At 36.0% G+C, this 19,925-nt stretch carries 20 protein-coding genes; 6 read left to right on the top strand and 14 right to left on the bottom strand.

The genetic code is table 11. From position 1 onward, the window contains the following. Positions 1-169 precede the first annotated feature (169 nt). Positions 170-721 (bottom strand): AarF/UbiB family protein, encoded by a 552-nt coding sequence (locus tag WAZ07_RS11550; RefSeq protein WP_336472557.1) that lies wholly within the window; start codon positions 719-721, stop codon positions 170-172. A gap of 324 nt (positions 722-1,045) precedes the next feature. Here WAZ07_RS11550 and WAZ07_RS26235 point away from each other — a divergent pair, with 324 nt between their 5' ends. Further along, positions 1,046-1,168: a DUF1361 domain-containing protein gene (locus tag WAZ07_RS26235; protein WP_396547708.1), complete on the top strand. Its 123-nt coding sequence runs from the start codon at positions 1,046-1,048 to the stop codon at positions 1,166-1,168. A gap of 655 nt (positions 1,169-1,823) precedes the next feature. On the opposite strand, the gene WAZ07_RS11545 is transcribed toward WAZ07_RS26235, so the two are convergent. After that, the gene (locus WAZ07_RS11545; protein ID WP_336472556.1) at positions 1,824-2,660 is read right to left on the bottom strand and encodes an exonuclease; all 837 of its coding nucleotides are present in this window, start codon (positions 2,658-2,660) and stop codon (positions 1,824-1,826) included. A gap of 120 nt (positions 2,661-2,780) precedes the next feature. Next, a complete protein-coding gene (gene cspD / locus WAZ07_RS11540; RefSeq protein WP_020062101.1) occupies positions 2,781-2,981 on the bottom strand; it encodes a cold-shock protein CspD in 201 nt (66 codons plus the stop codon). Between the two features lie 517 nt (positions 2,982-3,498). Here cspD and WAZ07_RS11535 point away from each other — a divergent pair. Beyond that, the gene (locus tag WAZ07_RS11535) at positions 3,499-4,611 is read left to right on the top strand and encodes a phosphodiester glycosidase family protein (protein WP_336472555.1); all 1,113 of its coding nucleotides are present in this window, start codon (positions 3,499-3,501) and stop codon (positions 4,609-4,611) included. 46 nt (positions 4,612-4,657) lie between these two features. Here the strand turns inward: WAZ07_RS11535 and WAZ07_RS11530 are convergent, their stop codons facing one another. The 3 genes from WAZ07_RS11530 to WAZ07_RS11520 form a co-directional block, all read right to left on the bottom strand. After that, complete coding sequence (locus tag WAZ07_RS11530; RefSeq protein ID WP_020062103.1) at positions 4,658-5,275, bottom strand: acetate uptake transporter; 618 nt, start codon at positions 5,273-5,275, stop codon at positions 4,658-4,660. A gap of 85 nt (positions 5,276-5,360) precedes the next feature. Beyond that, a complete protein-coding gene (locus WAZ07_RS11525; RefSeq protein ID WP_336472554.1) occupies positions 5,361-5,762 on the bottom strand; it encodes an NUDIX hydrolase in 402 nt (133 codons plus the stop codon). Between the two features lie 178 nt (positions 5,763-5,940). Beyond that, positions 5,941-6,396, bottom strand: a complete 456-nt coding sequence (locus tag WAZ07_RS11520) for a ferritin-like domain-containing protein (RefSeq protein ID WP_336472553.1) — start codon at positions 6,394-6,396, stop codon at positions 5,941-5,943. A gap of 129 nt (positions 6,397-6,525) precedes the next feature. On the opposite strand from WAZ07_RS11520, the gene WAZ07_RS11515 reads away from it, so the two are divergent. After that, a complete protein-coding gene (locus WAZ07_RS11515; RefSeq protein ID WP_336472552.1) occupies positions 6,526-7,278 on the top strand; it encodes a (S)-benzoin forming benzil reductase in 753 nt (250 codons plus the stop codon). A 127-nt stretch (positions 7,279-7,405) separates the two neighbouring features. Here WAZ07_RS11515 and argH read toward each other — a convergent pair whose 3' ends face one another. The 3 genes from argH to WAZ07_RS11500 form a co-directional block, all read right to left on the bottom strand. Next, entirely contained in the window at positions 7,406-8,914 is a 1,509-nt protein-coding gene (gene argH, locus WAZ07_RS11510; RefSeq protein WP_336472551.1) for an argininosuccinate lyase, read from the bottom strand. A 101-nt stretch (positions 8,915-9,015) separates the two neighbouring features. Next, on the bottom strand, positions 9,016-10,116 hold the full coding sequence (locus tag WAZ07_RS11505) for a serine hydrolase (RefSeq protein ID WP_396547778.1): 1,101 nt from the start codon (positions 10,114-10,116) through the stop codon (positions 9,016-9,018). 127 nt (positions 10,117-10,243) lie between these two features. Next, positions 10,244-11,191 (bottom strand): nucleoside hydrolase, encoded by a 948-nt coding sequence (locus WAZ07_RS11500; RefSeq protein ID WP_336472550.1) that lies wholly within the window; start codon positions 11,189-11,191, stop codon positions 10,244-10,246. A 219-nt stretch (positions 11,192-11,410) separates the two neighbouring features. Here WAZ07_RS11500 and WAZ07_RS11495 point away from each other — a divergent pair, with 219 nt between their 5' ends. Next, positions 11,411-11,917 carry a DoxX family protein gene (locus WAZ07_RS11495; protein WP_336472549.1) on the top strand — a complete coding sequence of 169 codons (507 nt, stop codon included), beginning with the start codon at positions 11,411-11,413 and terminating at the stop codon, positions 11,915-11,917. A gap of 141 nt (positions 11,918-12,058) precedes the next feature. Here the strand turns inward: WAZ07_RS11495 and WAZ07_RS11490 are convergent, their stop codons facing one another. The 3 genes from WAZ07_RS11490 to WAZ07_RS11480 form a co-directional block, all read right to left on the bottom strand. Continuing rightward, positions 12,059-12,346 (bottom strand): ribosome small subunit-dependent GTPase A, encoded by a 288-nt coding sequence (locus WAZ07_RS11490; protein ID WP_336472548.1) that lies wholly within the window; start codon positions 12,344-12,346, stop codon positions 12,059-12,061. 1,005 nt (positions 12,347-13,351) lie between these two features. Next, a complete protein-coding gene (panF, locus tag WAZ07_RS11485; protein WP_336472547.1) occupies positions 13,352-14,785 on the bottom strand; it encodes a sodium/pantothenate symporter in 1,434 nt (477 codons plus the stop codon). 2 nt (positions 14,786-14,787) lie between these two features. Continuing rightward, on the bottom strand, positions 14,788-15,066 hold the full coding sequence (locus WAZ07_RS11480) for a YhdT family protein (RefSeq protein WP_090913512.1): 279 nt from the start codon (positions 15,064-15,066) through the stop codon (positions 14,788-14,790). Between the two features lie 282 nt (positions 15,067-15,348). Between WAZ07_RS11480 and WAZ07_RS11475 the strand changes: the two genes are divergently transcribed. Continuing rightward, complete coding sequence (locus tag WAZ07_RS11475; RefSeq protein WP_090913510.1) at positions 15,349-16,833, top strand: aldehyde dehydrogenase family protein; 1,485 nt, start codon at positions 15,349-15,351, stop codon at positions 16,831-16,833. A gap of 98 nt (positions 16,834-16,931) precedes the next feature. Here WAZ07_RS11475 and fabG read toward each other — a convergent pair whose 3' ends face one another. Beyond that, positions 16,932-17,672, bottom strand: coding sequence for a 3-oxoacyl-ACP reductase FabG (gene fabG, locus WAZ07_RS11470; protein WP_336472546.1), 741 nt, complete (start codon positions 17,670-17,672; stop codon positions 16,932-16,934). A 132-nt stretch (positions 17,673-17,804) separates the two neighbouring features. On the opposite strand from fabG, the gene WAZ07_RS11465 reads away from it, so the two are divergent. After that, positions 17,805-17,954: a YfhD family protein gene (locus WAZ07_RS11465; RefSeq protein ID WP_396547696.1), complete on the top strand. Its 150-nt coding sequence runs from the start codon at positions 17,805-17,807 to the stop codon at positions 17,952-17,954. Between the two features lie 19 nt (positions 17,955-17,973). On the opposite strand, the gene shc is transcribed toward WAZ07_RS11465, so the two are convergent. Further along, a complete protein-coding gene (gene shc, locus WAZ07_RS11460; protein ID WP_336472544.1) occupies positions 17,974-19,833 on the bottom strand; it encodes a squalene--hopene cyclase in 1,860 nt (619 codons plus the stop codon). Positions 19,834-19,925 lie beyond the last annotated feature (92 nt).

The raw sequence follows: 19,925 nt of genomic DNA, 5'->3' as shown, positions 1-19,925 counted from the left end.
ATATGTGTATTTCCCCCTCTGTGACAAAGAAAACTTTTTATCACAGATGAAAGTTACTTGCTAATTAGGCACATACAAGCAGGTATCGTCCACAAATTTCGGAAACGAAGTAATAAAAAATACAGGTATAGTTTTAATATTAAAATATCAAGTCCCAGACACTTCGTTTTTATTGATGCTTCATCCATGTATTGTAAACAGAAGGCTGTATTTTCTTCACATCTTTTAAAAATTCCTTTTCCAATCCAAATTTTTGAAACCCCTTTAATAACTTACCAGGTACTTTACTATTCGAAGTAAAAGCTCTCTTATGGTCAATGACTTTTAGCTGACCTTGTTCATTTATTAAAATGTGTCTCACTTCCGTGTCCCATCTGGTAAATCCTAAATTTTCGAATTCACTTAACATTGTTAATATTTTCCCAGTTAATTCTTCTGTAATTTTTTGTTCTCTTTTCAAGTGACGTGCAAGTGAAATTCCATGTATATACTCCATAACAATATAATTTTCCCCATATTCATAAAGTCGTGGAATAATCGACGATGATTGTCCAATTACAAGAGCTTTCAACTCTTTTTTTTGAGTTTCTTCCAGAAAAAATATTTTCACACACTTATCATGGCTTAATTGATATACTTCCCCATCCTTCCCACTCCCAATGAGCTTATATTTTTCTATATCTCTTCTACTTACTCTTCTTTTATTGAAGTATGATTTCATTTCATTTCTCCTTAATCGGGATTTCGTAATTTTGTAATCGCTTTATCTCATATTCTATGATTCATCACTCTCATATGTACCCTAAATTAATATATATTTTTATAAATTGATTTAATTTAAAAAAGGAGTAGTGGTTGATGAGTGGTGGAATTTCTTTGTTTTAACAGGCGGCGAACTGCATGTGATAGGAAAAGGCCCTGACCGCTTCTATGCACGGCCAGATGCTCTCGTCTCCCCAAAAAGAAAGAGGTTTTATGTCGTTTTTTACTTGTATATATACATGCTTATGATTAAACAAATTAATACTATTTTATCAAACGTTAAGTGAAGAAAATTATTCTTTCTAGTATTGAAATATTCATAGGAAGATTTCTTCGTTTTTATTTCATTCACTTATTTACTGAACCATTTTCGGTGGTTATTCAATTACTGCGTTCAATAAAATGAAACTTCCATCAGTGATCCTCCACCTATCTTCTTTAGAAAAGCGGAAGCGGCTTGCTCAGAATGTGAGGGGGATGGAGCTTCTGACGTAGAGGTGTTTTTTACCTCGTAGGAAGCAACGCAGCCACCGAACATTCTAGTCACTGGAACTAGACAACGAAGAAAATGTGGAAGTGGCTCGCTCAGAATGTGAGGGGGATGGAGCTTCTGACGTAGAGGTGTTTTTTACCTCGTAGGAAGCAGCGCAGCCACCGAACATTCTAGCCACTGGAACTAGACAACGAAGAAAATGTGGAAGTGGCTCGCTCAGAATGTGAGGGGGATGGAGCTTCTGACGTAGAGGTGTTTTTTACCTCGTAGGAAGCAGCGCAGCCACCGAACATTCTAGCCACTGGAACTAGACAACGAAGAAAATGTGGAAGTGGCTCGCTCAGAATGTGAGGGGGATGGAGCTTCTGACGTAGAGGTGTTTTTTACCTCGTAGGAAGCAGCGCAGCCACCGAACATTCTAGCCACTGGAACTAGACAACGTTTCTCTCTGCATCTTGAGGCGGGATAAACGGGGATTCCTTACTATTAATAGCATGGATGAGCATTTTACAGTTGATCATTTGCTGGTTATTTTTAGGGTCAAAAAGGAGCACATTCTAATGGAGGGTTACTTCTGGTTATTCATCGCTGCCAATATTTGAAGTTGCTGTTTAGCTTTCTTTAAAGCAGTATTAAAATAATTTTGCAACAGAAGTAAGGTTGGATTATCAAAATGATATTGTTCTAATACATTCTCCCATGTCTTACTCTTCATGAATGTATTCCATGTCAAGCGGCAATGTCCACTTCTCTTTACCTCTTTAAACACCCATCTCTTCATTTTCTTTCTACCCTTATCAGTCAAAACGCCATTTTTCACAAGAATGAGCTCCACATTTCTCTTATACCGTTTACGAATGTCCTTTTGCTTAGCTGCTGTGAGAAAAATATTTGCCGTGTTCTTGGCATCGTCGAAAGCGCGATGTTGTTTCCCTTCCCATTCTAAAGCCAATTGTGCTACTGCAAGTTTCAAACTGGGTGGATTTACAAATAATTCTTTATATGCATGAAATACAAATCTCTGTAAATCAAATCTTCTTTCTTTCTCAAGATTAGGACATTTCACATTATATCGTGCACAATCTTCTGTTAAAAATCCATAATCCTCTTTCCCCCACGTTACAAGCATATAATCCTCTCCAAGAAACTTACGAAATTGCTCAATTACTTTCGGAAATTTTTCTGCACCTTTTACATCTTGTTTTGTAATTCCTGTTAGCTTTGTTGTATGACGAGATAGGGATGCCGTTGGTTTCACTAATGAAGAAAAGACCTCGATGATGCTCATTGTACTTGCTTCAATCTTGATAGCTCCGATATCAACAATTTCCGTTGGAGCATCCGATTGATAAGGTCTAAAATTTCGTTCAATATCAAATACAATATAATACTTTGGTTCATACATACCCAATACCTCTTCCTTATCTCTTCTTAACAGTATATCCCTTATTTCCAATATGTATTAACACCCACTCATATTTAGAGTATTAAAAAAGAGAAGGGAGTCCCTTCTCTTTCACTTCAATTATTTTTTTACTACGTTAGTAGCTTGTGGTCCACGGTTACCTTGTTCAACTTCAAAAGTAACTTCTTGACCTTCTTCTAAAGTTTTGAAGCCGTCGCCTTGGATAGCTGAGAAGTGAACGAATACGTCTTCTCCACCTTCAACTTCGATGAAACCGAAACCTTTGTCAGCGTTAAACCATTTTACTTTACCGTTTTGCATGAAAAAATCCTCCTAAAATATGTACCCTAATGTACATGTCCATTTTCAACCACTTTACAAATAATCATCAGATATAAAAAAACTGTAACCTGGAGAAGATTTAACATTGCTATCCCCTCTGAAGTTACAGCTTATTTAAATCTCTATGGTATTAAAAGTAAAATGGTTTAACTTCACTATACACCTTTATTAACATAAATGCAAATTTTTATTTTTAAAATTTATGTCAAGGGTACCTTAACACCCATTACTTCATATAATTCATGACGTGAACGAATCACAAACTCTGTTTTTTTATTTCCCTCTATTTTGTCTATGTCTTTCTAAATGAGATTCACTTATTTCTTCCGTCATTATTAATCTGACCGTTTTCATTGTGATTTAACGATACACTTTCATATTTTTCTCTTGTCAAATTGTTTATATCATCATATTGTAAAGGAATCTACGCTAGTTAAATAAGAAGTGATTGCACCACAAAAACTAAAAGCTGAATTATTTAAGAGGAGTTTTCAGAATGAAAAAGTATCTAAAAAATGCAATAAAAATATCTTCCATTTTATTGCTTATTTTCATTGTAATTGGTGCTGGTGTTTTGTTTGGTACGCCGTATGGACATAAATTACGTGTAATTGCTGCGGAAAGTATCCTAACTTCACAACACCGTGATTTAGCAAAATTCACTTTTTTATCACAACAAGAGTTGAATGATATTTCAAATTCAATTAATAATCCAAAATGGAAAAACAGCCAATCCGATGGGCTTCAAAAATTTACAAAACAACAATTAGAAGCAAAAAAACATACGCCGCTCCATGTAAAAATTGAAACCGTTCAAAAAAAGTATGAGGATCATTATTTTGAAGGCAAACTCATGACAATTAGTAATCCTTTTAATGTAAAACTTGTAACACAGCAAGGTACACAAGGTAATGATGTTGGTGAAAAAATTTACGTGATGGCGAAGCGGAATCATGCACTTGTTGCGGTAAATGCAAGTGGCTTTTCAGATGAAACAGGACATGGTGGCGGTAAAGTTGGTCTAGGCATTGTGATAGAAAACGGACAAATTATTCATACACCTGAAAATGATAATACGCCAGCTATTATCACCGGTTTAACAAAATACGGACAAATGATAACAGGCGACTACTCTGCACAACAATTGCTGAATAAAAATGTTGTTTCTGCAGCTGGTTTTATGCCCCAACTTATCGTAAATGGTGAAAAAATGCTTACGAATGACGGTGGCTGGGGATATGGCCCGCGAAGCATTATGGCTCAAAAAACAGATGGCTCAATTATGTTCCTTATCGTAGATGGTAGACAACCTCACAGTATTGGCGCTTCTTTAAAAGATTGTCAGGACCTTTTATATGACAGGGGTGCTGAAAACGCGATGGCTATGGATGGCGGTTCTTCTGCAACTATGTATGCCTTAGGAGATATATTAAATATCCCTTCTACTTTATCTCATAAATCTCGTTATCTTCCAAACTGTTGGGTTGTAACTACTAATAAAAATCAAAAAGTGGATGTTACAATTGACGGTCACCCAGCAGAAGCTTCGAAAATTACAGAAGTTATCGGAACATCTGCAGTTGCTTCTCACGAAACAAAGAGCAGTTAAGTATCCTACAGATACTTAACTGCTCTTTTCTGTTTCATTTATGCTGTTATTTTTTGAAGATACCGAATGGCTTACCAACCGGTAATACAACTTTTCCGAAATGTATGTTTAATACGGCTGCTGCTGATCCGTAGAATGAAAGCAGTGAAATAAGCAGTTCAGAAATTGCTGCTAATTTATGCATTGCATGTGGCATAACACCTAAAGTACTAAATGAAAGGCCTATAAATAAGAAATCAATAAGTACAAAAATCGTAAATAATACTTTATGTGTTTCCATTGCGCCAATTGTCATAAACAAGCTAAAAATTAAGTAACCAACAAATGCTACTCCAAGTTGTTTTGGATCCACAGTTGCTGCTAATTTCTCACCAAATACGCCAAGTTGAATTAGCCATGAAGTACCAACACCAAACCAAAATAATGCAAATCCACCAAACGCTGTTGTACCGAATGTATTATTGTGCTTTGCATCGTTAATGCAAGCAAATAATTGAGCAAAACCTCCTAAAAAGATCGCCCATGGCAATACAAATGAAACACCACTTGTTAAGCCAAGTTTTTGTGAGGACGCAACAAGTGTAACCATTGCAAGTCCAAATAAACCTAGTGCAGACGGATCTGCTGTTGTCATTTTCACATGATGTGTAGTTTGCTTTTCCATAATACCCTCCTGATTTAAACACATACCTGAATACAATACTGAAATCAGAGGGTACTGTCAATCTTTTTTATAACATTTCCGTAAATTACATATTTCCATATAATCGATATACATATTCTCCCACTTCTAACGGTTTAATATTTATATTTAATACCTCCTTTATCGGTACCCATATCGGAATATATTTGTTACAGTCACTGCCATTATATATATATTCCTCACCTTTTCCATTACCAAATGTACCACCTACAAATGTTGCTTCATAGTAATATTGTGTCCCATTGTAGTTCACCTTCTGTGCAAGCCGCTTAATATGTATATGTATCCCAAGTTCTTCATATACTTCTCTAACTGTTGCTTCTTCTGAAGTTTCTCCTTCCTCAATTCCACCGCCTGGAAAAACATAGTAAACCTCTTTATCCCGAATCCGTTTTATAAGAGCTAGTTTTCCTTCTTTTACAATAATTGCTGCGCCTCGATTTCTCATTTTTATAACATCTCCTCATAATATTATTTTTTATCTATTTCTGCCTCTTTCAGCAACTTCATTCATTGATAAAGTAAAACTTCCATCAGCGGGTTCTCTCTTCTCTCTCAATCTTAATATAGGGGTTTTACTGCCCTCGAATAGTAGAGATAAAAAAACTAGACAACATCGTCTAGTTTTAAGATAAAGAAAATCGTAAAAAACCAAAGCGTATGGCATGCTCTATTTCATCTGTCATCGCTCGAAAAAAAACATCTCGAACTGCTAAGTTTTGAGTTAGTAAATAAGCATTCCGATAGTCTTCATACGCTTCTAGTTCATCTTCATACGCACGTTCTAACCCTTCTTTATAAGAAGAATATTGCGTTTGCATCACTTGATACGTCGGCTGTTTCCCCGTTAATGTTGTAAACAATTGTATAAATTGCTGTAAATGTACTTTTTCGTCTTCTAATGCATGTGCAATATCTTTTTTATGTTTCGCATTTGGCGCTTCTTTTACAAGCCGACTATAAAAATCAATTGCAGCAGCTTCACCTTTAATGGCTTCTAAAATCGCTTGTGATACTTGTTTATAAGTTCCTTCATATACTCGATATAATTGATTATACGAGTTAGGATTTACATAGTACATGTCTACTCCCCCTCAAAACAATGCATTACTTTATTGTATGTAGGGGCAATTATTTCGTTCAGTTTCGTTTCGCTTAAACAAAAGAATGCCTTATACTAATACATGTATAGGAAAAGGAGAGATAATCATATGCGTTATATAATAGTAACAGGAACTTCTCGCGGTTTAGGTGAGGCAATTGCCACGCAATTATTAGAAAAAGGGACGAAACTCATTTCTATATCACGTAAACCAAATGAACAACTCATTGAAAAAGCAAAATACCTTACTATTCCGTTTGATTTTTATTCGTTTGATTTACAGGAGATTCATCAAATTGAATCGTTCATGGAAAAGATTTTTTCAAATATTGATGTAACAAACGTTTCTTCTATTCACCTTATTAATAATGCTGGTATGTTAGCACCCATGAAACCACTTGAGCGGTCAGAAAGTGAGCAATTAATTGCAAATGTTCATGTGAATTTAGTAGCACCTATGTTACTTTCTTCAGCGTTTATGAAACATACGAAAGGCTGGAACATAGATAAACGTATTATTAACATTTCTTCTGGCGCTGGACAAAAACCGTACTTCGGCTGGGGAGCATACTGCACAACGAAAGCTGGTATAAATATGCTCACGAAATGTATTGCGCTAGAGGAAACTGACAAAGAATACCCAGTAAAAGTTATTTCTTTTGCACCAGGTGTAGTAGATACAAACATGCAGGCAGAAATTAGACAAACACCAAAAGAAGATTTTATTCAGGTTGAACGTTTCTTAACTTTGAAAGAAAATGATCATTTACTTTCACCAGATTATGTAGCAAAAGCTGTTATTGAATTATTAGAAACAAATCATTTCGATCAAGGTGGCATTATACGTATCGATGAGCAATAGAAAACTCGTTATTAGCGAGTTTTCTATTGCTCAGATTCTAAAAATAATGGAGTCGTATCACTATAATCTCTTCTTTCCTAATATATAGTGATATATTGGCGACTTAAAAAGGAAAACCTTCTTCATTTTATGAGTTTACAATAGTTGTAACAATTGTATTGACTTGTGTTTCAGCTTCACTAAGCTGCTTCTTTACATCCCTTAACATTTGTTCCTGCCCTGCAACATTGTCTTTTCTTTCTCTAATCATCCGTTGCATTTGCTCTCGGCTCGGTCCTCCGTATACGTTTCTCCTTGCAACAAAAGAATAAGGGGAAATCATTTCTTTCCACTCTTCTTCTGCTAGTACCACCTGTAGTTCATTTTGTAAATACACATTAATATCGGCAAGGTTTAGTTCATGTAAATCTTTTTTCTGTTCTTCTGAAAATTTTGCTATATAGCTAGCTACGTGGTGGGCACGGCGAAATGGAACATCATACTTCCGAGTTAATGAATCAGCTAATTCAGTTATCGTAATTGCATACCTATTTGCACGACTTTGCAAAATTTCCTTTTCAATTTTCATTGAACGTACCACCGCATTCATTATACGAACAACTCGAATTGCCTTCTCAAACCCTTCATATAAATGAGGCTGTAAATCATCTTCTGTATCAACTATATCTCCAAATGGAGTATTATGAATCATTTGAAAAACCGTAAATGCTTCTCCCCAAATGCTACTCGCAAGAGATCTTGCATGTTCAATGGATACTGGATTTCGTTTTTGTGGCATAATACTGCTAATTTGCACATAAGGATCTGCAACTGTAATGCCACTATATTCTTTCGTAGCTAATAATAAAAAGTCTTGAAGCCATCTACTTGTATTTGTCATCATTATCATAAGTGTGCTGCTTGTTTCTAATAAATAATCAGTGCTTGCAATCGCGTCATATGAATTTTCAATTACTTTTGAAAAACCAAGAAGATCCGCAACGCGCTTTCGATTAATTGGAAAACTTGTTGTAGCAAGTGCTGCCGCTCCTAAAGGAGATTGATTTACAGCGCGATACGCCCTCCATAACCGCTTCATATCACGCCCCATCATATCATAAATGGCAAGCAAATAATGTCCAAACGTTGTTGGCTGAGCTGGCTGTGTATGCGTATATGCTGGCATAATCGTTTCCATATGCTCTTCAGCCTGCTCTAGAATACCCTCTTGTAGTAACATAAAATGTTCGATGTATCGTAATAAATAACGTCGTAAGCTCATCCGATACATCGCCACCCCCATATCATTTCGACTTCGACCAATATGCATATTGCTAATACTATCACTGTTTGCTTCTTTTTGAATCAGATGCTCAACTAAAAAGAAGAGATCTTCATACTCTTTACTATATACAAGCTTGTCTAATGGGATAGTTTTTACTTTTTCTACTGCCGTTACAATTATCTTAGCATCTTGTTTTTTTAACAAACCTTCTTCTTCCAACATAATGACATGTGCATGATGAATACGAAACATGTCCTCCAATAAATAATTTCTCTGAAAATAGAATATGTGCTGTAATATACAATCTGCATATGTCTTACCAGGAAAGCTTACTCCTTCCCGTTGCAAAAACTCCTTGTTCCCCTCCTGCATTTCAAATAGCTCCCCTCGTCTATTGATTATTAATCATCATACCCAACTACTTAAAATAATGTGTTTATCCAAAGAAAAAAACCGATGCATACACATCGGTTTTACTTAATAATAGTTGCTTTATATTTATCACTTTGTAACATTTGAAAATGCAAATTAAGTAAATGTTTACGTAATTCAGCACTGTCGTCTTCATTTACATCATTTGCCAAAAAGACAATTTCTGTGCAGTTCCCCTGTTTGTCTGTTGCATATACAGCTTTAGATAAAGACCATGGTGTATAGCCATTTTTTTGACCGGCATGTCGAAAAACTTGGCGATACTTTTTCCCTTGCATATCTGATTCTACAAGTTGTGCCCATTCTTTCTCTTCTTCTTTTGTAAGATCCCTCTTATGATTTGCTTTCTCTAATAAAATCATATAATCATTCGCAGAAGCGGCCGGAAACCTTTCAGACCATATTTTTTCATATTTTTCTCCTAAGAAAAGCGGAATTTCATTTTGCAACTGCGTGCCTTTTTTCTTTAAACGCTCATGCATTAACATCGCATATTTGCGATATTCTTCTTGCGACATGTTTTTTAACTTATGTTCCAGTTGCTGTTTTGGAACATGTAATTCCTTGTGTAAATATCCCGGAATATACAAAGACGCAACAATCGGAAATAATGGCTGATGTGACGGTAATGCCAGTTTATTTATGTTTGCATTAATATTGTCGATACCAAGACGCTCCATTAAATACTCTGTATTTGCATTTGAGCTAAATTTCATCATTCCTTTTGCGATTTCTTCTAGCGTAACGGCATTTTCCTCAATGAGTCCTTTTTTCATTAAAACTTTTTGCCATCTTTCATGAGCACCGCCATCTGTCTTTGGAATGTAATAACGATTAACATCTTCCAATGACACAAGCTCATTTGGATCAATTTTTCCTTCTCCTACTTGTTTTGTAAATTCCATTGCTACAATAAGCTTCATCGTACTCGCTACAGGTAATACAATATTAGGATTTACAGAATAAACCAACTTATCATTTCGTTTTACTAACAATGAGCTGTTTTTTTGCTCTTTATTTTCTTCTACAAATGACGCAACATACTGCGCATCATCATAATTTGAACTCCATACTTTTTTCACTAAAAAATTACCTGAGATAATAAATGCGAATAAACCAATTATCCCCACACATAATCCAATTGTTCTCAAATGGAATTCCTCTCCTAAATTTTCTCTTTTAATCTATTATATAAAATTCATATTCAAAACAATAGAGGCGATCTTTTTACAGATCGCCTCTATTGTAACTTGTAAACTTGCATATTGTCTATGTCATAATCCGAATAAAATCTTCAAGAAATTGTTTGTAGTGTAATTTCCAGCCAATTCTTATCCAATTTTTCATCGCCTCTGCACTTGGCTGCGGTCTAAAATCAGCAATACTTTCTCCTTTTGCAAGACCACCTACATCAACTTGAACACGACGATATACATATTCCACCAAAGAAGGATTCACGACAGCCATCATTGTTAAAACATCGTGAATCGGACTTCCCCCTATTTTGGGATTTAATTTTTTATAGGCTACGTAATAATAATTAAAAATTGGTTCAATCAATTTATTAAAATTTGTTTTTGTATTCTTTGCAATATATGTAACAGTATGAGGAGTAATGATCGCTTCATTCGTTACATTCAGCGGGATTAACGTAACATGTTCAGCATATTGCATGACTAAATTCGAAGCAATCGCATCTCCGTGAAAATTTGCTTCTGCAACAGGAGTAACATTACCTGGAACAAAAAATCCGCCTCCCATTATGTAATACCCTTTTACACTTTTCATCAATTCTTTCTCTAAAATAAAAGCCGTTGCTAAACTTGTTGAACGACCTGTATCAACGATAATCAGCTCTCCTTTGTACCTTTTAATAACCTCAAATATTTCACAAAATGGTTTCACATTTGCCTTAATTGTTTCAGGTGGACGAATAGGACCTAATCCTTCTTGTCCATGTATTTCTGGATAATATGTTATAAATTCTCCTGATAAAGGAATCTTTGCCCCATTAATAATGGGAATATCTTCTCTTCCAGCTATTTGCAATAAATATGCTGCATTATTCGTAGCTTGTTCTTGTGTAACGTTTCCATATCCTGTTACAATGCCAACAATATCAATATCAGGATGTAATAAACCGTATATGATTGCCAATGAATCATCAATACCAGGATCTCCAAGAAACAGTACTTTTTTCAAGGCATTCAACTCCATCCTATCAATTGCTATTACTATATGAATAAAAAAAAGTGTACAGAAGTAAAATATAGGCGTTTTTATCTCATATGAAAAAAAATTATAAACAAATTATGAATTATCTACAAAATAATCCATTCATGTGAATTGTTCACACTTTATACATTGCGATTACTTTCACAAAGTTACATGATAAATATATAAAGAAATTTCACATACGAATCTGGAGGGATTTTCATGTTTATTAATTTCTTAAGAAATAATAAAAGCGCTTCCTTTGTATTACTATTTTTACGCTTATATATAGGCTATACATGGTTATCTGCCGGAATAGGAAAACTTACTGGACAATCTTTCAATGCAAGCGGCTTTTTAAAAGGGGCAATCGCTCAAGCATCTGGCAATCATCCTGCTGTACAAGGCTGGTGGGCTGATTTCCTTCAACATTTTGCTCTTCCTCATGCAGAATTATTCAGCTTCCTTGTACAATGGGGAGAAATTTTAGTAGGACTTGGTCTTATTTTAGGTGGCTTAACAAAAACAGCTGCATTTTTTGGAATTATGATGAATCTATCTTTCTTATTAAGTGGAACTGTAAGTACAAATCCAAATATGATTATTTTAACTATGTTTATTTTAGTATCAGGTTATAATGCTGGACGTATTGGATTAGATGGCTATGTCTTTCCAAAACTATTTCATAAAAACGACCGTTTTACATATAGAACACGTAAATTTGCATAATAAGAAGAGCAGGAGAATACATTTATCAAAACCTAAATTTTAAAAAATCCCAATAAATAAAGAGCAATACATATAAATATGTATTGCTCTTTATTTATAATTTATATGTATTGCAGTGTAATTAATTATGAATAAACTTAGCTAAGACCTATGAAAAAGTTTCAATTGTTTCATATAATCAATAGCCTTAGTTTTATTCTTTTGCTGAGAAACATATTCTGCTTCGTTTGTAACTCTATAATAGTTATTAAATCTTTCCTCTGAGAAAATGCCCTCAGAAATCGCTTTTTTAACTGCACAGCCAGGCTCGGTTGTATGAGTGCAGTTAGAAAACTTACATTTCATGGATAATTCTACTATATCTTCAAATCCATCATCTAAGTTTTCTACAGAATCTATTATTTCAAATACCTTTTTATTAATTTTCATTTTTCAACTCCCTTTGACTTTTCTGATATTTCGTAATTATCAATTTATCATACTATATTATCTATATTTATAAAACAGCAATTTTCTTAAACAGATCCATTCAATTCAAGCATGTGTTAGTTGAAAAAGCTTTGTCTATCGACCCCAATACGTTCCTTTAATATTTTTTACATCATAGACTAATTTTCTAAATTCTGAATATGCATATAAATACAAATTAAAAAATCGACATAAAAACCCTCTTTCTTTTTAGGTGGACGAGAGCTTCTGGCCATGCCTAGAAGCGGCCAGGGCCTTTTTCTACCATATACAAGGTTGAAAACAAAAGGAGAAAGCAAGTAGCGATCATGTTGTATTCTACATAACAGCGACTTATAAAGAAAAGCGGAGCCGACTGTTTAGGCCTGTTGGCTAAGGTTCTTTCACACAGAAGGTGTTTTTTACCTTCTCGTGCGGAAGGTTCTTAGACATGAGGGCCTAGGAGGCAGAGCTAGACAAAGATTTCAAAAAAATCGAAATGGATATGTATAGTAAATAACGTAAAAAAGAGGTTCACCACCGTAACATGGGGTTGATTTTTTAAAAGTGAATCATTTTCAATACACGGAACGGAGAGTGACGACTCCTGCGGGAATAGCGAGGAAAGTGAGACCCCGCAGGCTTGCCGAGGAGGCTCGCTCTCGCCCGCGGAAAGCGTCCACTCGGAGTGGAGTGTACATCTATCTAAATGTCCCCCCTGTCTTTTGGTGATGAACCAAAAAAGAAGAGGAACTATGCTCTCATATTTAACATAGTATCCTCTTCTAAATATAGTACGTTTAATGATGTTCTCTTTTTATGTAGAGATTTCAAGTTTGTCCCGCACTAACGGGCAGTAAGACCCCCACCTCAAGATTTAGAGAAAGCGAAGAAGATAGGTGGGGGATAACTGCCCGTAAAAGCCCGATTGGTTCAACTAACCATCAGTGGGAGATGAAAAAACTCTCCACTGATGGAAGTTTCACTTTATTGCAACTTACGTGAAAACAACATGCTTCCTATAATATAAGCAATAAGCGCTAAACAGACTGGAAATACGACCGTATGAACACCAAAAGCATTAGGGAGCAGCAAATGAAATCCCATATAAGAACCTACTCCAACAATAATAGAAGCAAGTGCCCCGGCAGCATTCCCTTTTCTCCAATATAACCCAAGTACAAGCGGCCAAATAAATGCTGCTTCTAAACCACCAAAAGAAAATAGATTTAGCCAAATTAAAAAGTCAGGTGGTTTAATTGCCGCAGCATAAACAAGCAATCCAACAATTGCTGTAATCCAGAGCGTTCCCCTTTTTACTGTTCGATCCGCAGCATTTTCGTTTATATAATTTACATAAATATCTTTAATAATAGAAGAACTCACAAGTAACAACAATGAGTTCACTGTCGACATAATGGCTGCCATTGGAGCTGCTAAGAAAATACCAGCTAGCCAAGGCGGCAATACTTTCATCGCAAGCAACGGCATTACTTTATCTGGTACATTCACTCCTGGCAAAACGACACGAGCGAATACACCTGTTAGATGCATACCAATCATAATTGTCCCAACAACTACAGTGCCGATAATTAAAGCTTGATGCATCGCTTTTGAATTTTTATAAGACATAGCACGCACGCTAATTTGCGGCAAGCCAACTACTCCAACGCCAATTAAAATCCAAAATGATGACACATATACTTTTGTTAAACTACCATCTGCTCCAAACGGCGTAATAAGATTTGGATTAATCTGTACAAGCTCGTGCATAATATTTGAAATACCACCGCCTGCAACAATTGTACCAATTAAAATAATTGTCGTACCAAGCAGCATAATAAGGCCGAGAATTGTATCTGAAAGCGCAACAGCACGAAAGCCACCAATTAACACATAAACAAGTACAAAAAACGTAAAAAGAAATAAAGACGTTGTATAAGAAAGACCTGTTAATGATTCAATTAATCTTCCGCCGCCAACCCACTGCGCAACAGTTGCTGAAAACAAGAAAACAATAATACATAATGCCGATAAAATAACAACAACTTTACTATTATATCTTCCTTTCAAGTAATCAATTAACGTAATAGCTTCCATTTCCCTTGCAATAATCGCAAATTTCTTTCCAAGTACAGTTAATACAATGTAACCCGTTACAACTTGAATAGATGCCAATAGCACCCAACCAAGGCCAATGTTATAAGCAATTCCAGGCCCACCGATAAAGCTACTCGCACTTCCGTACGTCGCAATCATTGTCATTGCTAATAATAATCCACCAAGTTCGCGTCCACCAAGAAAATACTCTTGCAAAAATTTGTTATGCGCGGTCGCTTGAACACGTCTCGATGCGTATACACCAATTAAAAATACAACAATAAAAGATAACATCATTGGAATAATAACATACCAGTTCATTTTCATTCCTCACTCTTTTCTTCCTCGTCAAACGAAACATCTTGAAATACGAAACGAACAACAAAGACAATAAGTAAAACCATTACAACAAATCCCACTATACAACTATAAAAGAACCAGGCTGGAAATCCTAATATGTATGTATACTCTTTTGGATTGCCACTACCTAATCCATATGCAAAACCGTACCATAACAGAAAGTTGATAACAGCAAGTCCAATTCCAATCCACGCTTCACGATGTGCAATGCGAAAACGCGGATCATCATGATGTCGATTCATTTCTTTTCCCTCCTTCCACGATGTACTATTGTAACATTCTTTGTATAGTTTTTCCTACAAAAAAGCAAAATGAATAGATTTCATAAAAAACATTGGACATACATTGAAAAATTACATATTTTTAACAATTTCAACATAAATAAAGATTGAAATTTCTGATTCTTTAAGTTACGATTGAAATTAGATGTCATTCACCTAGTTTATCTAACACCGCCTCTTTTATTTGGAATAAACGCAGTATTTTGCTGCGTTTACATTATATATTTTTAAGGGGGTTATACAATGAGTCAACTAGCTGTGAACCTTCATGAAAAAGTAGAGAAATTTTTACAAGGAACAAAAAAGTTATATGTAAACGGAGACTTTATCGAAAGCGCTTCTGGAAAAACATTTAAAACACCAAATCCAGCAACTGGCGATACGTTAGCAGTTGTATATGAAGGCAGCCGTGAAGATATTCATAAAGCTGTTATAGCAGCACGCCTGGCATTTGATGAAGGTCCATGGTCTCGTATGAGCGGTGCCGATCGCAGCCGCCTCATGTACAAGCTTGCTGATTTAATGGAAAAACATAAAGACGAACTTGCACAGCTTGAAACATTAGATAATGGAAAACCAATTCAAGAAACAACAACTGCAGATCTTCCTCTTGCAATTGAACATATGCGTTATTACGCTGGATGGGCAACAAAATTAGTTGGTCAAACAATTCCTGTTTCAGGAGATTATTTTAACTATACACGCCATGAACCAGTTGGTGTTGTTGGTCAAATTATCCCTTGGAACTTCCCTCTTTTAATGGCGATGTGGAAACTGGGAGCAGCACTAGCAACTGGATGTACCGTTGTATTAAAGCCAGCAGAACAAACGCCTCTTTCCGCGCTATATTTAGCTGAATTAATTGAAGAAGCTGGATTCCCGAAAGGTGTTATTAACATTGTACCTGGATATGGTGAAACAGCTGGTCAAGCTCTTGTCAGTCACCCTCTCGTTGATAAAATTGCTTTCACAGGCTCCACTGAAGTTGGAAAACACATTATGAAAGAAGCATCTCAATCTTTAAAACGTGTGACATTAGAGCTTGGGGGCAAATCGCCAAATATTATTTTGCCTGATGCTGATTTGTCTCGTGCAATTCCAGCTGCACTTTCAGGCGTTATGTTTAATCAAGGACAAGTATGCTGCGCTGGATCTCGTTTGTTCATTCCAAAGAAAATGTATGATAATGTTGTAGCAGATCTTGCCTTATATTCAAAAAGCTTAACGCAGGGTGCTGGATTGGATCCACAAACTAACATTGGTCCCCTTGTATCAGAAGAACAACAAAATCGAGTGATGGGCTATATTGAAAAAGGAAAAAATGAAGGCGCAGAAATATTAGTTGGCGGAACGAAACCTTTCGAAAATGGTTATTACGTTTCCCCAACAATTTTCGCAGCTGTACAAGATGAAATGACGATTGCGAAAGAAGAGATTTTCGGTCCTGTCGTTGCTGCAATGCCATTCGATGACATTGATGAAGTGATTGAACGTGCTAACAAATCAGCATATGGATTAGCAGCTGGTTTGTGGACAGAGAACATGAAAAATGCCCATTATGTTGCAAATAAATTACGAGCTGGAACGGTATGGGTAAACTGTTATAACGTCTTTGATGCAGCCTCTCCATTTGGAGGTTATAAACAATCGGGTCTTGGACGCGAAATGGGTTCTTATGCTTTAAATAACTATACAGAAGTAAAAAGTGTTTGGATTAACTTAAACTAGAAAAAAGTCTTGCCAATCGGCAAGACTTTTTTCCTTATCTAAATCTAATAAGATTGATGAACGTTTTCTATCAACCGTTCACCGATGGAAGTTTTACTTTATACTTGTAATCCCCCGCTTACATTTAACACTTCTCCAGTAATATAAGAAGCAAAGTCTGATGCTAGAAAAGCCGCTGCGTTCGCAATATCTTGCGGCGTTCCGATTCGCCCAGCTGGAATCGCGGCGATCATCTTTTCCTTTACTTTGTCCGGTATAGCTTTCGTCATATGGGTATCCATAAATCCCGGACAAATTGCATTACATGTAACACCAAATCCAGCTGCTTCTTTTGATGCTGTTTTTGTTAATCCAATTACACCTGCTTTCGCAGCAGCGTAATTCGCTTGACCGATATTGCCCTGCCAACTAATCGAAGAAATATTAATAATGCGTCCATATTGTTGTTTACGCATATGTAAAAGTGCGGGTTGCATGCAGTTAAATACCCCTGTTATATTTACTTGCAGCACTTGTTCCCATGCTGTTTTTTCCATTTTATGCAGCATTGCATCTCGTGTAATCCCTGCATTATTTACTAAAATATGCAATGCACCGTATGTTTGAATGGCATACTCAATTAGTGATTTTGCATCTGTATGACTGCTTACATCACAAACATACGCTCTTACATCATATCCTTCCTGTAACAATTGAGTTGTCGCACTATTTAAAATTTCTTGATTCATATCACTTAGCAATACTTTTGCTCCTAAAGCACCAAATACACGCGCAATTTCTTTTCCAATTCCTTGCGCCGCACCAGTGACAACAGCTGTTTTCCCCTCTAAAAAATTCATTTTTCTCCCTCACTTTCTAATATATTTTCTATATATTTCGTCTTATGTATGTCATTTTCCTTTTTGTATAAAAAAGTCTATTTGTGTCACACTATAATTGCAACTTAGCATAACACAAGGAGATTGTGTAAGATGAAGAAAACGAATGTACAACAAAACAAAGTATCTGACGGTATTGATGTTGAATTTTCTAGGGAACTTGCTGATCAAGATGACTTAGAAGCAGAGGCGCGTGCAGATGCTGCAGATGCACGTCAAAAACAGCAACGAAACAAAAAATAAACCGAGAATATGTCTCGGTTTATTTTTTGTATTTTTTCACATAATGTGCCAAGGTGAGTAAAGGAAATAAACGATGATAACTATGATAACGAATATAAAACTCTCCTGGAAGTCCTGTTCCAGTCGGGTATTCAATATTATGAAAAGAATGCTCTAACAAATAATTCATTCCGTTTTGAATGCTTGCTGTCTCTGTATCATTCACAGTAATAAGTGCATCTAGAGCCCATGCAGTTTGAGAAGGTGTGCTAAAAGACGTGGAAATAAACCGTTTCTCCTTACTACTTCTACACGATTCTCCCCACCCTCCATCGCGATGTTGAATCATTTCTAACCACCGTACTGCTTTTTCTATTGCTGGATGATTCTTTGGCAAACCATTTGCCCGCAGGCCTGTTACAGCAGCCCATGTGCCATATATGTAACAAACTCCCCATTTTCCATACCAAGAACCATTTTGTTCTTGATTGCGTAGAAGCCATTGCACCCCGCGTTGTAAATCATAACTGTTTATTTCATTCGATGCATGCGTTCCAAAAAATTCAAGTACCCTTCCTGTTATATCTGGTGTAGACGGATCGAGAATTATATCTTCTGCACTATCGAGAGGAATATGCAGAAACATATGCTTATCGACATTCTTCTCAAATGCTCCCCAGCCTCCATCTTTGTTTTGCATTCCAAGAATCCAATGTATTCCTTTATCCCAAGCTCGTTTTACTTTCTTATCTTTCTTCGCCATAGAAGTAAGTGAACGCAGCGCTGCTGTTGTATCATCACAATCTGGTGCAATGGTATTTGTTTCGGTAAATCCCCATCCACCAGGAGGTAAAGCAGGTGCATGAACATGCCAATCCCCATAAGAAGTATGCTGTTTCTTTAATAAAAAACGATTTGCTCGTTCAATCATCGCATCATCTTCTGACACATTTGCTTCTTGCAAAGCGTAACTTAAAAGAGCAGTATCCCATACTGTTGAAGGTGAGTTTTGTAAATGAGCACCATTCTTTGTATTCCATATGTATGACTGTAACCCTGATACAGATTTCTCAATAATAGGAGAATGTATAGAATGACCGAGGGCAAGGAGGGCGTAAATCATATAAAAAGTAGCGCTTGCATAAGTGTAAAGTGTTCCATTTCCTTCTATTCGTTCTAGCATAAAACGTTCCGCTGCTTTATATCCTTTATGGTGAAGTGTATATGGATACGAAATTAGCTTTTTTCCTTCCGATAAAATTGTTTGCCAAACTGAAGAACGTTTAGAATGAAACCAATTTGTTTTATTTACACCCACTATATGATTCAAATCAGGAATATCAATTTCATCTACTACAAATTTCTTATTCAAACAAATAATCGTAGGCACGAAATGGATACGAGCAGTATTACTCACCTCATACATACTAAACGGGGATTGATCCGGTAGAAAGAAAAAAGGCATAGGAAAATGAAAAAATGGAGGATAATTGCATTGTCCATGCAATGCTAACATAAACTTCGTCATAAAATGAGCATTTGTAATTCCACCTTGTTCGCGAATAAATTGTTCTGCGCGGCGCATAATTCTGTCTTCTTTCTTATATTGCAAAGAAGCTAACAATGCAGCATAAACTTGAATGGTAGCCGAAAGATTCCCATTTGGTTCATCTTCATACAACTTCCATATTCCTTCATTTGTTTGCAAAGAAGTAAGCCTTGCTACAAATGGCTCTATTTCTTTTTCTTTTCTTAACATACGTAACAAGAAAATCATCGTGCAATCCGTAAGCGGGGATCCTTCAAAACAAAAACGCCATGTTCCATCTCTTTGCTGCATCGTACGTAACGCTGTAACTTGTCGCTCTATTTCGTTTTTTACTTTGTCATACAATAGCATATAGATATCCCCCCTTCTTCACTGAATCCATATACGATATTCAAAAACATACGTAAATATGTGTACAACAAAAAGCAAAGTAAGATTCATTC

The sequence above is a fragment of the Bacillus bruguierae genome, from assembly GCF_037104725.1.
Classification (GTDB): Bacteria; Bacillota; Bacilli; order Bacillales; family Bacillaceae_G; genus Bacillus_A; species Bacillus_A bruguierae.
Note: the sequence above shows the minus strand (reverse complement) of the source record. Positions and strands in the feature narration are given on the sequence as shown.

Excerpts from the sequence above, each read along its gene's own strand:
- WAZ07_RS11545 (WP_336472556.1), bottom strand. The coding sequence starts at position 2,660 with ATGTATGAACCAAAGTATTATATTGTATTTGATATTGAACGAAATTTT.
- WAZ07_RS11465 (WP_396547696.1), top strand. The coding sequence starts at position 17,805 with ATGAAGAAAACGAATGTACAACAAAACAAAGTATCTGACGGTATTGAT.
- WAZ07_RS11535 (WP_336472555.1), top strand. The coding sequence starts at position 3,499 with ATGAAAAAGTATCTAAAAAATGCAATAAAAATATCTTCCATTTTATTG.
- fabG (WP_336472546.1), bottom strand. The coding sequence starts at position 17,672 with ATGAATTTTTTAGAGGGGAAAACAGCTGTTGTCACTGGTGCGGCGCAA.
- WAZ07_RS11520 (WP_336472553.1), bottom strand. The coding sequence starts at position 6,396 with ATGTACTATGTAAATCCTAACTCGTATAATCAATTATATCGAGTATAT.
- WAZ07_RS11550 (WP_336472557.1), bottom strand. The coding sequence starts at position 721 with ATGAAATCATACTTCAATAAAAGAAGAGTAAGTAGAAGAGATATAGAA.
- WAZ07_RS11525 (WP_336472554.1), bottom strand. The coding sequence starts at position 5,762 with ATGAGAAATCGAGGCGCAGCAATTATTGTAAAAGAAGGAAAACTAGCT.
- WAZ07_RS11475 (WP_090913510.1), top strand. The coding sequence starts at position 15,349 with ATGAGTCAACTAGCTGTGAACCTTCATGAAAAAGTAGAGAAATTTTTA.
- WAZ07_RS11530 (WP_020062103.1), bottom strand. The coding sequence starts at position 5,275 with ATGGAAAAGCAAACTACACATCATGTGAAAATGACAACAGCAGATCCG.
- cspD (WP_020062101.1), bottom strand. The coding sequence starts at position 2,981 with ATGCAAAACGGTAAAGTAAAATGGTTTAACGCTGACAAAGGTTTCGGT.
- WAZ07_RS11490 (WP_336472548.1), bottom strand. The coding sequence starts at position 12,346 with ATGAAAATTAATAAAAAGGTATTTGAAATAATAGATTCTGTAGAAAAC.
- WAZ07_RS11480 (WP_090913512.1), bottom strand. The coding sequence starts at position 15,066 with ATGAATCGACATCATGATGATCCGCGTTTTCGCATTGCACATCGTGAA.
- panF (WP_336472547.1), bottom strand. The coding sequence starts at position 14,785 with ATGAACTGGTATGTTATTATTCCAATGATGTTATCTTTTATTGTTGTA.
- argH (WP_336472551.1), bottom strand. The coding sequence starts at position 8,914 with ATGCAGGAGGGGAACAAGGAGTTTTTGCAACGGGAAGGAGTAAGCTTT.
- shc (WP_336472544.1), bottom strand. The coding sequence starts at position 19,833 with ATGCTATTGTATGACAAAGTAAAAAACGAAATAGAGCGACAAGTTACA.
- WAZ07_RS11515 (WP_336472552.1), top strand. The coding sequence starts at position 6,526 with ATGCGTTATATAATAGTAACAGGAACTTCTCGCGGTTTAGGTGAGGCA.
- WAZ07_RS11500 (WP_336472550.1), bottom strand. The coding sequence starts at position 11,191 with ATGGAGTTGAATGCCTTGAAAAAAGTACTGTTTCTTGGAGATCCTGGT.
- WAZ07_RS11495 (WP_336472549.1), top strand. The coding sequence starts at position 11,411 with ATGTTTATTAATTTCTTAAGAAATAATAAAAGCGCTTCCTTTGTATTA.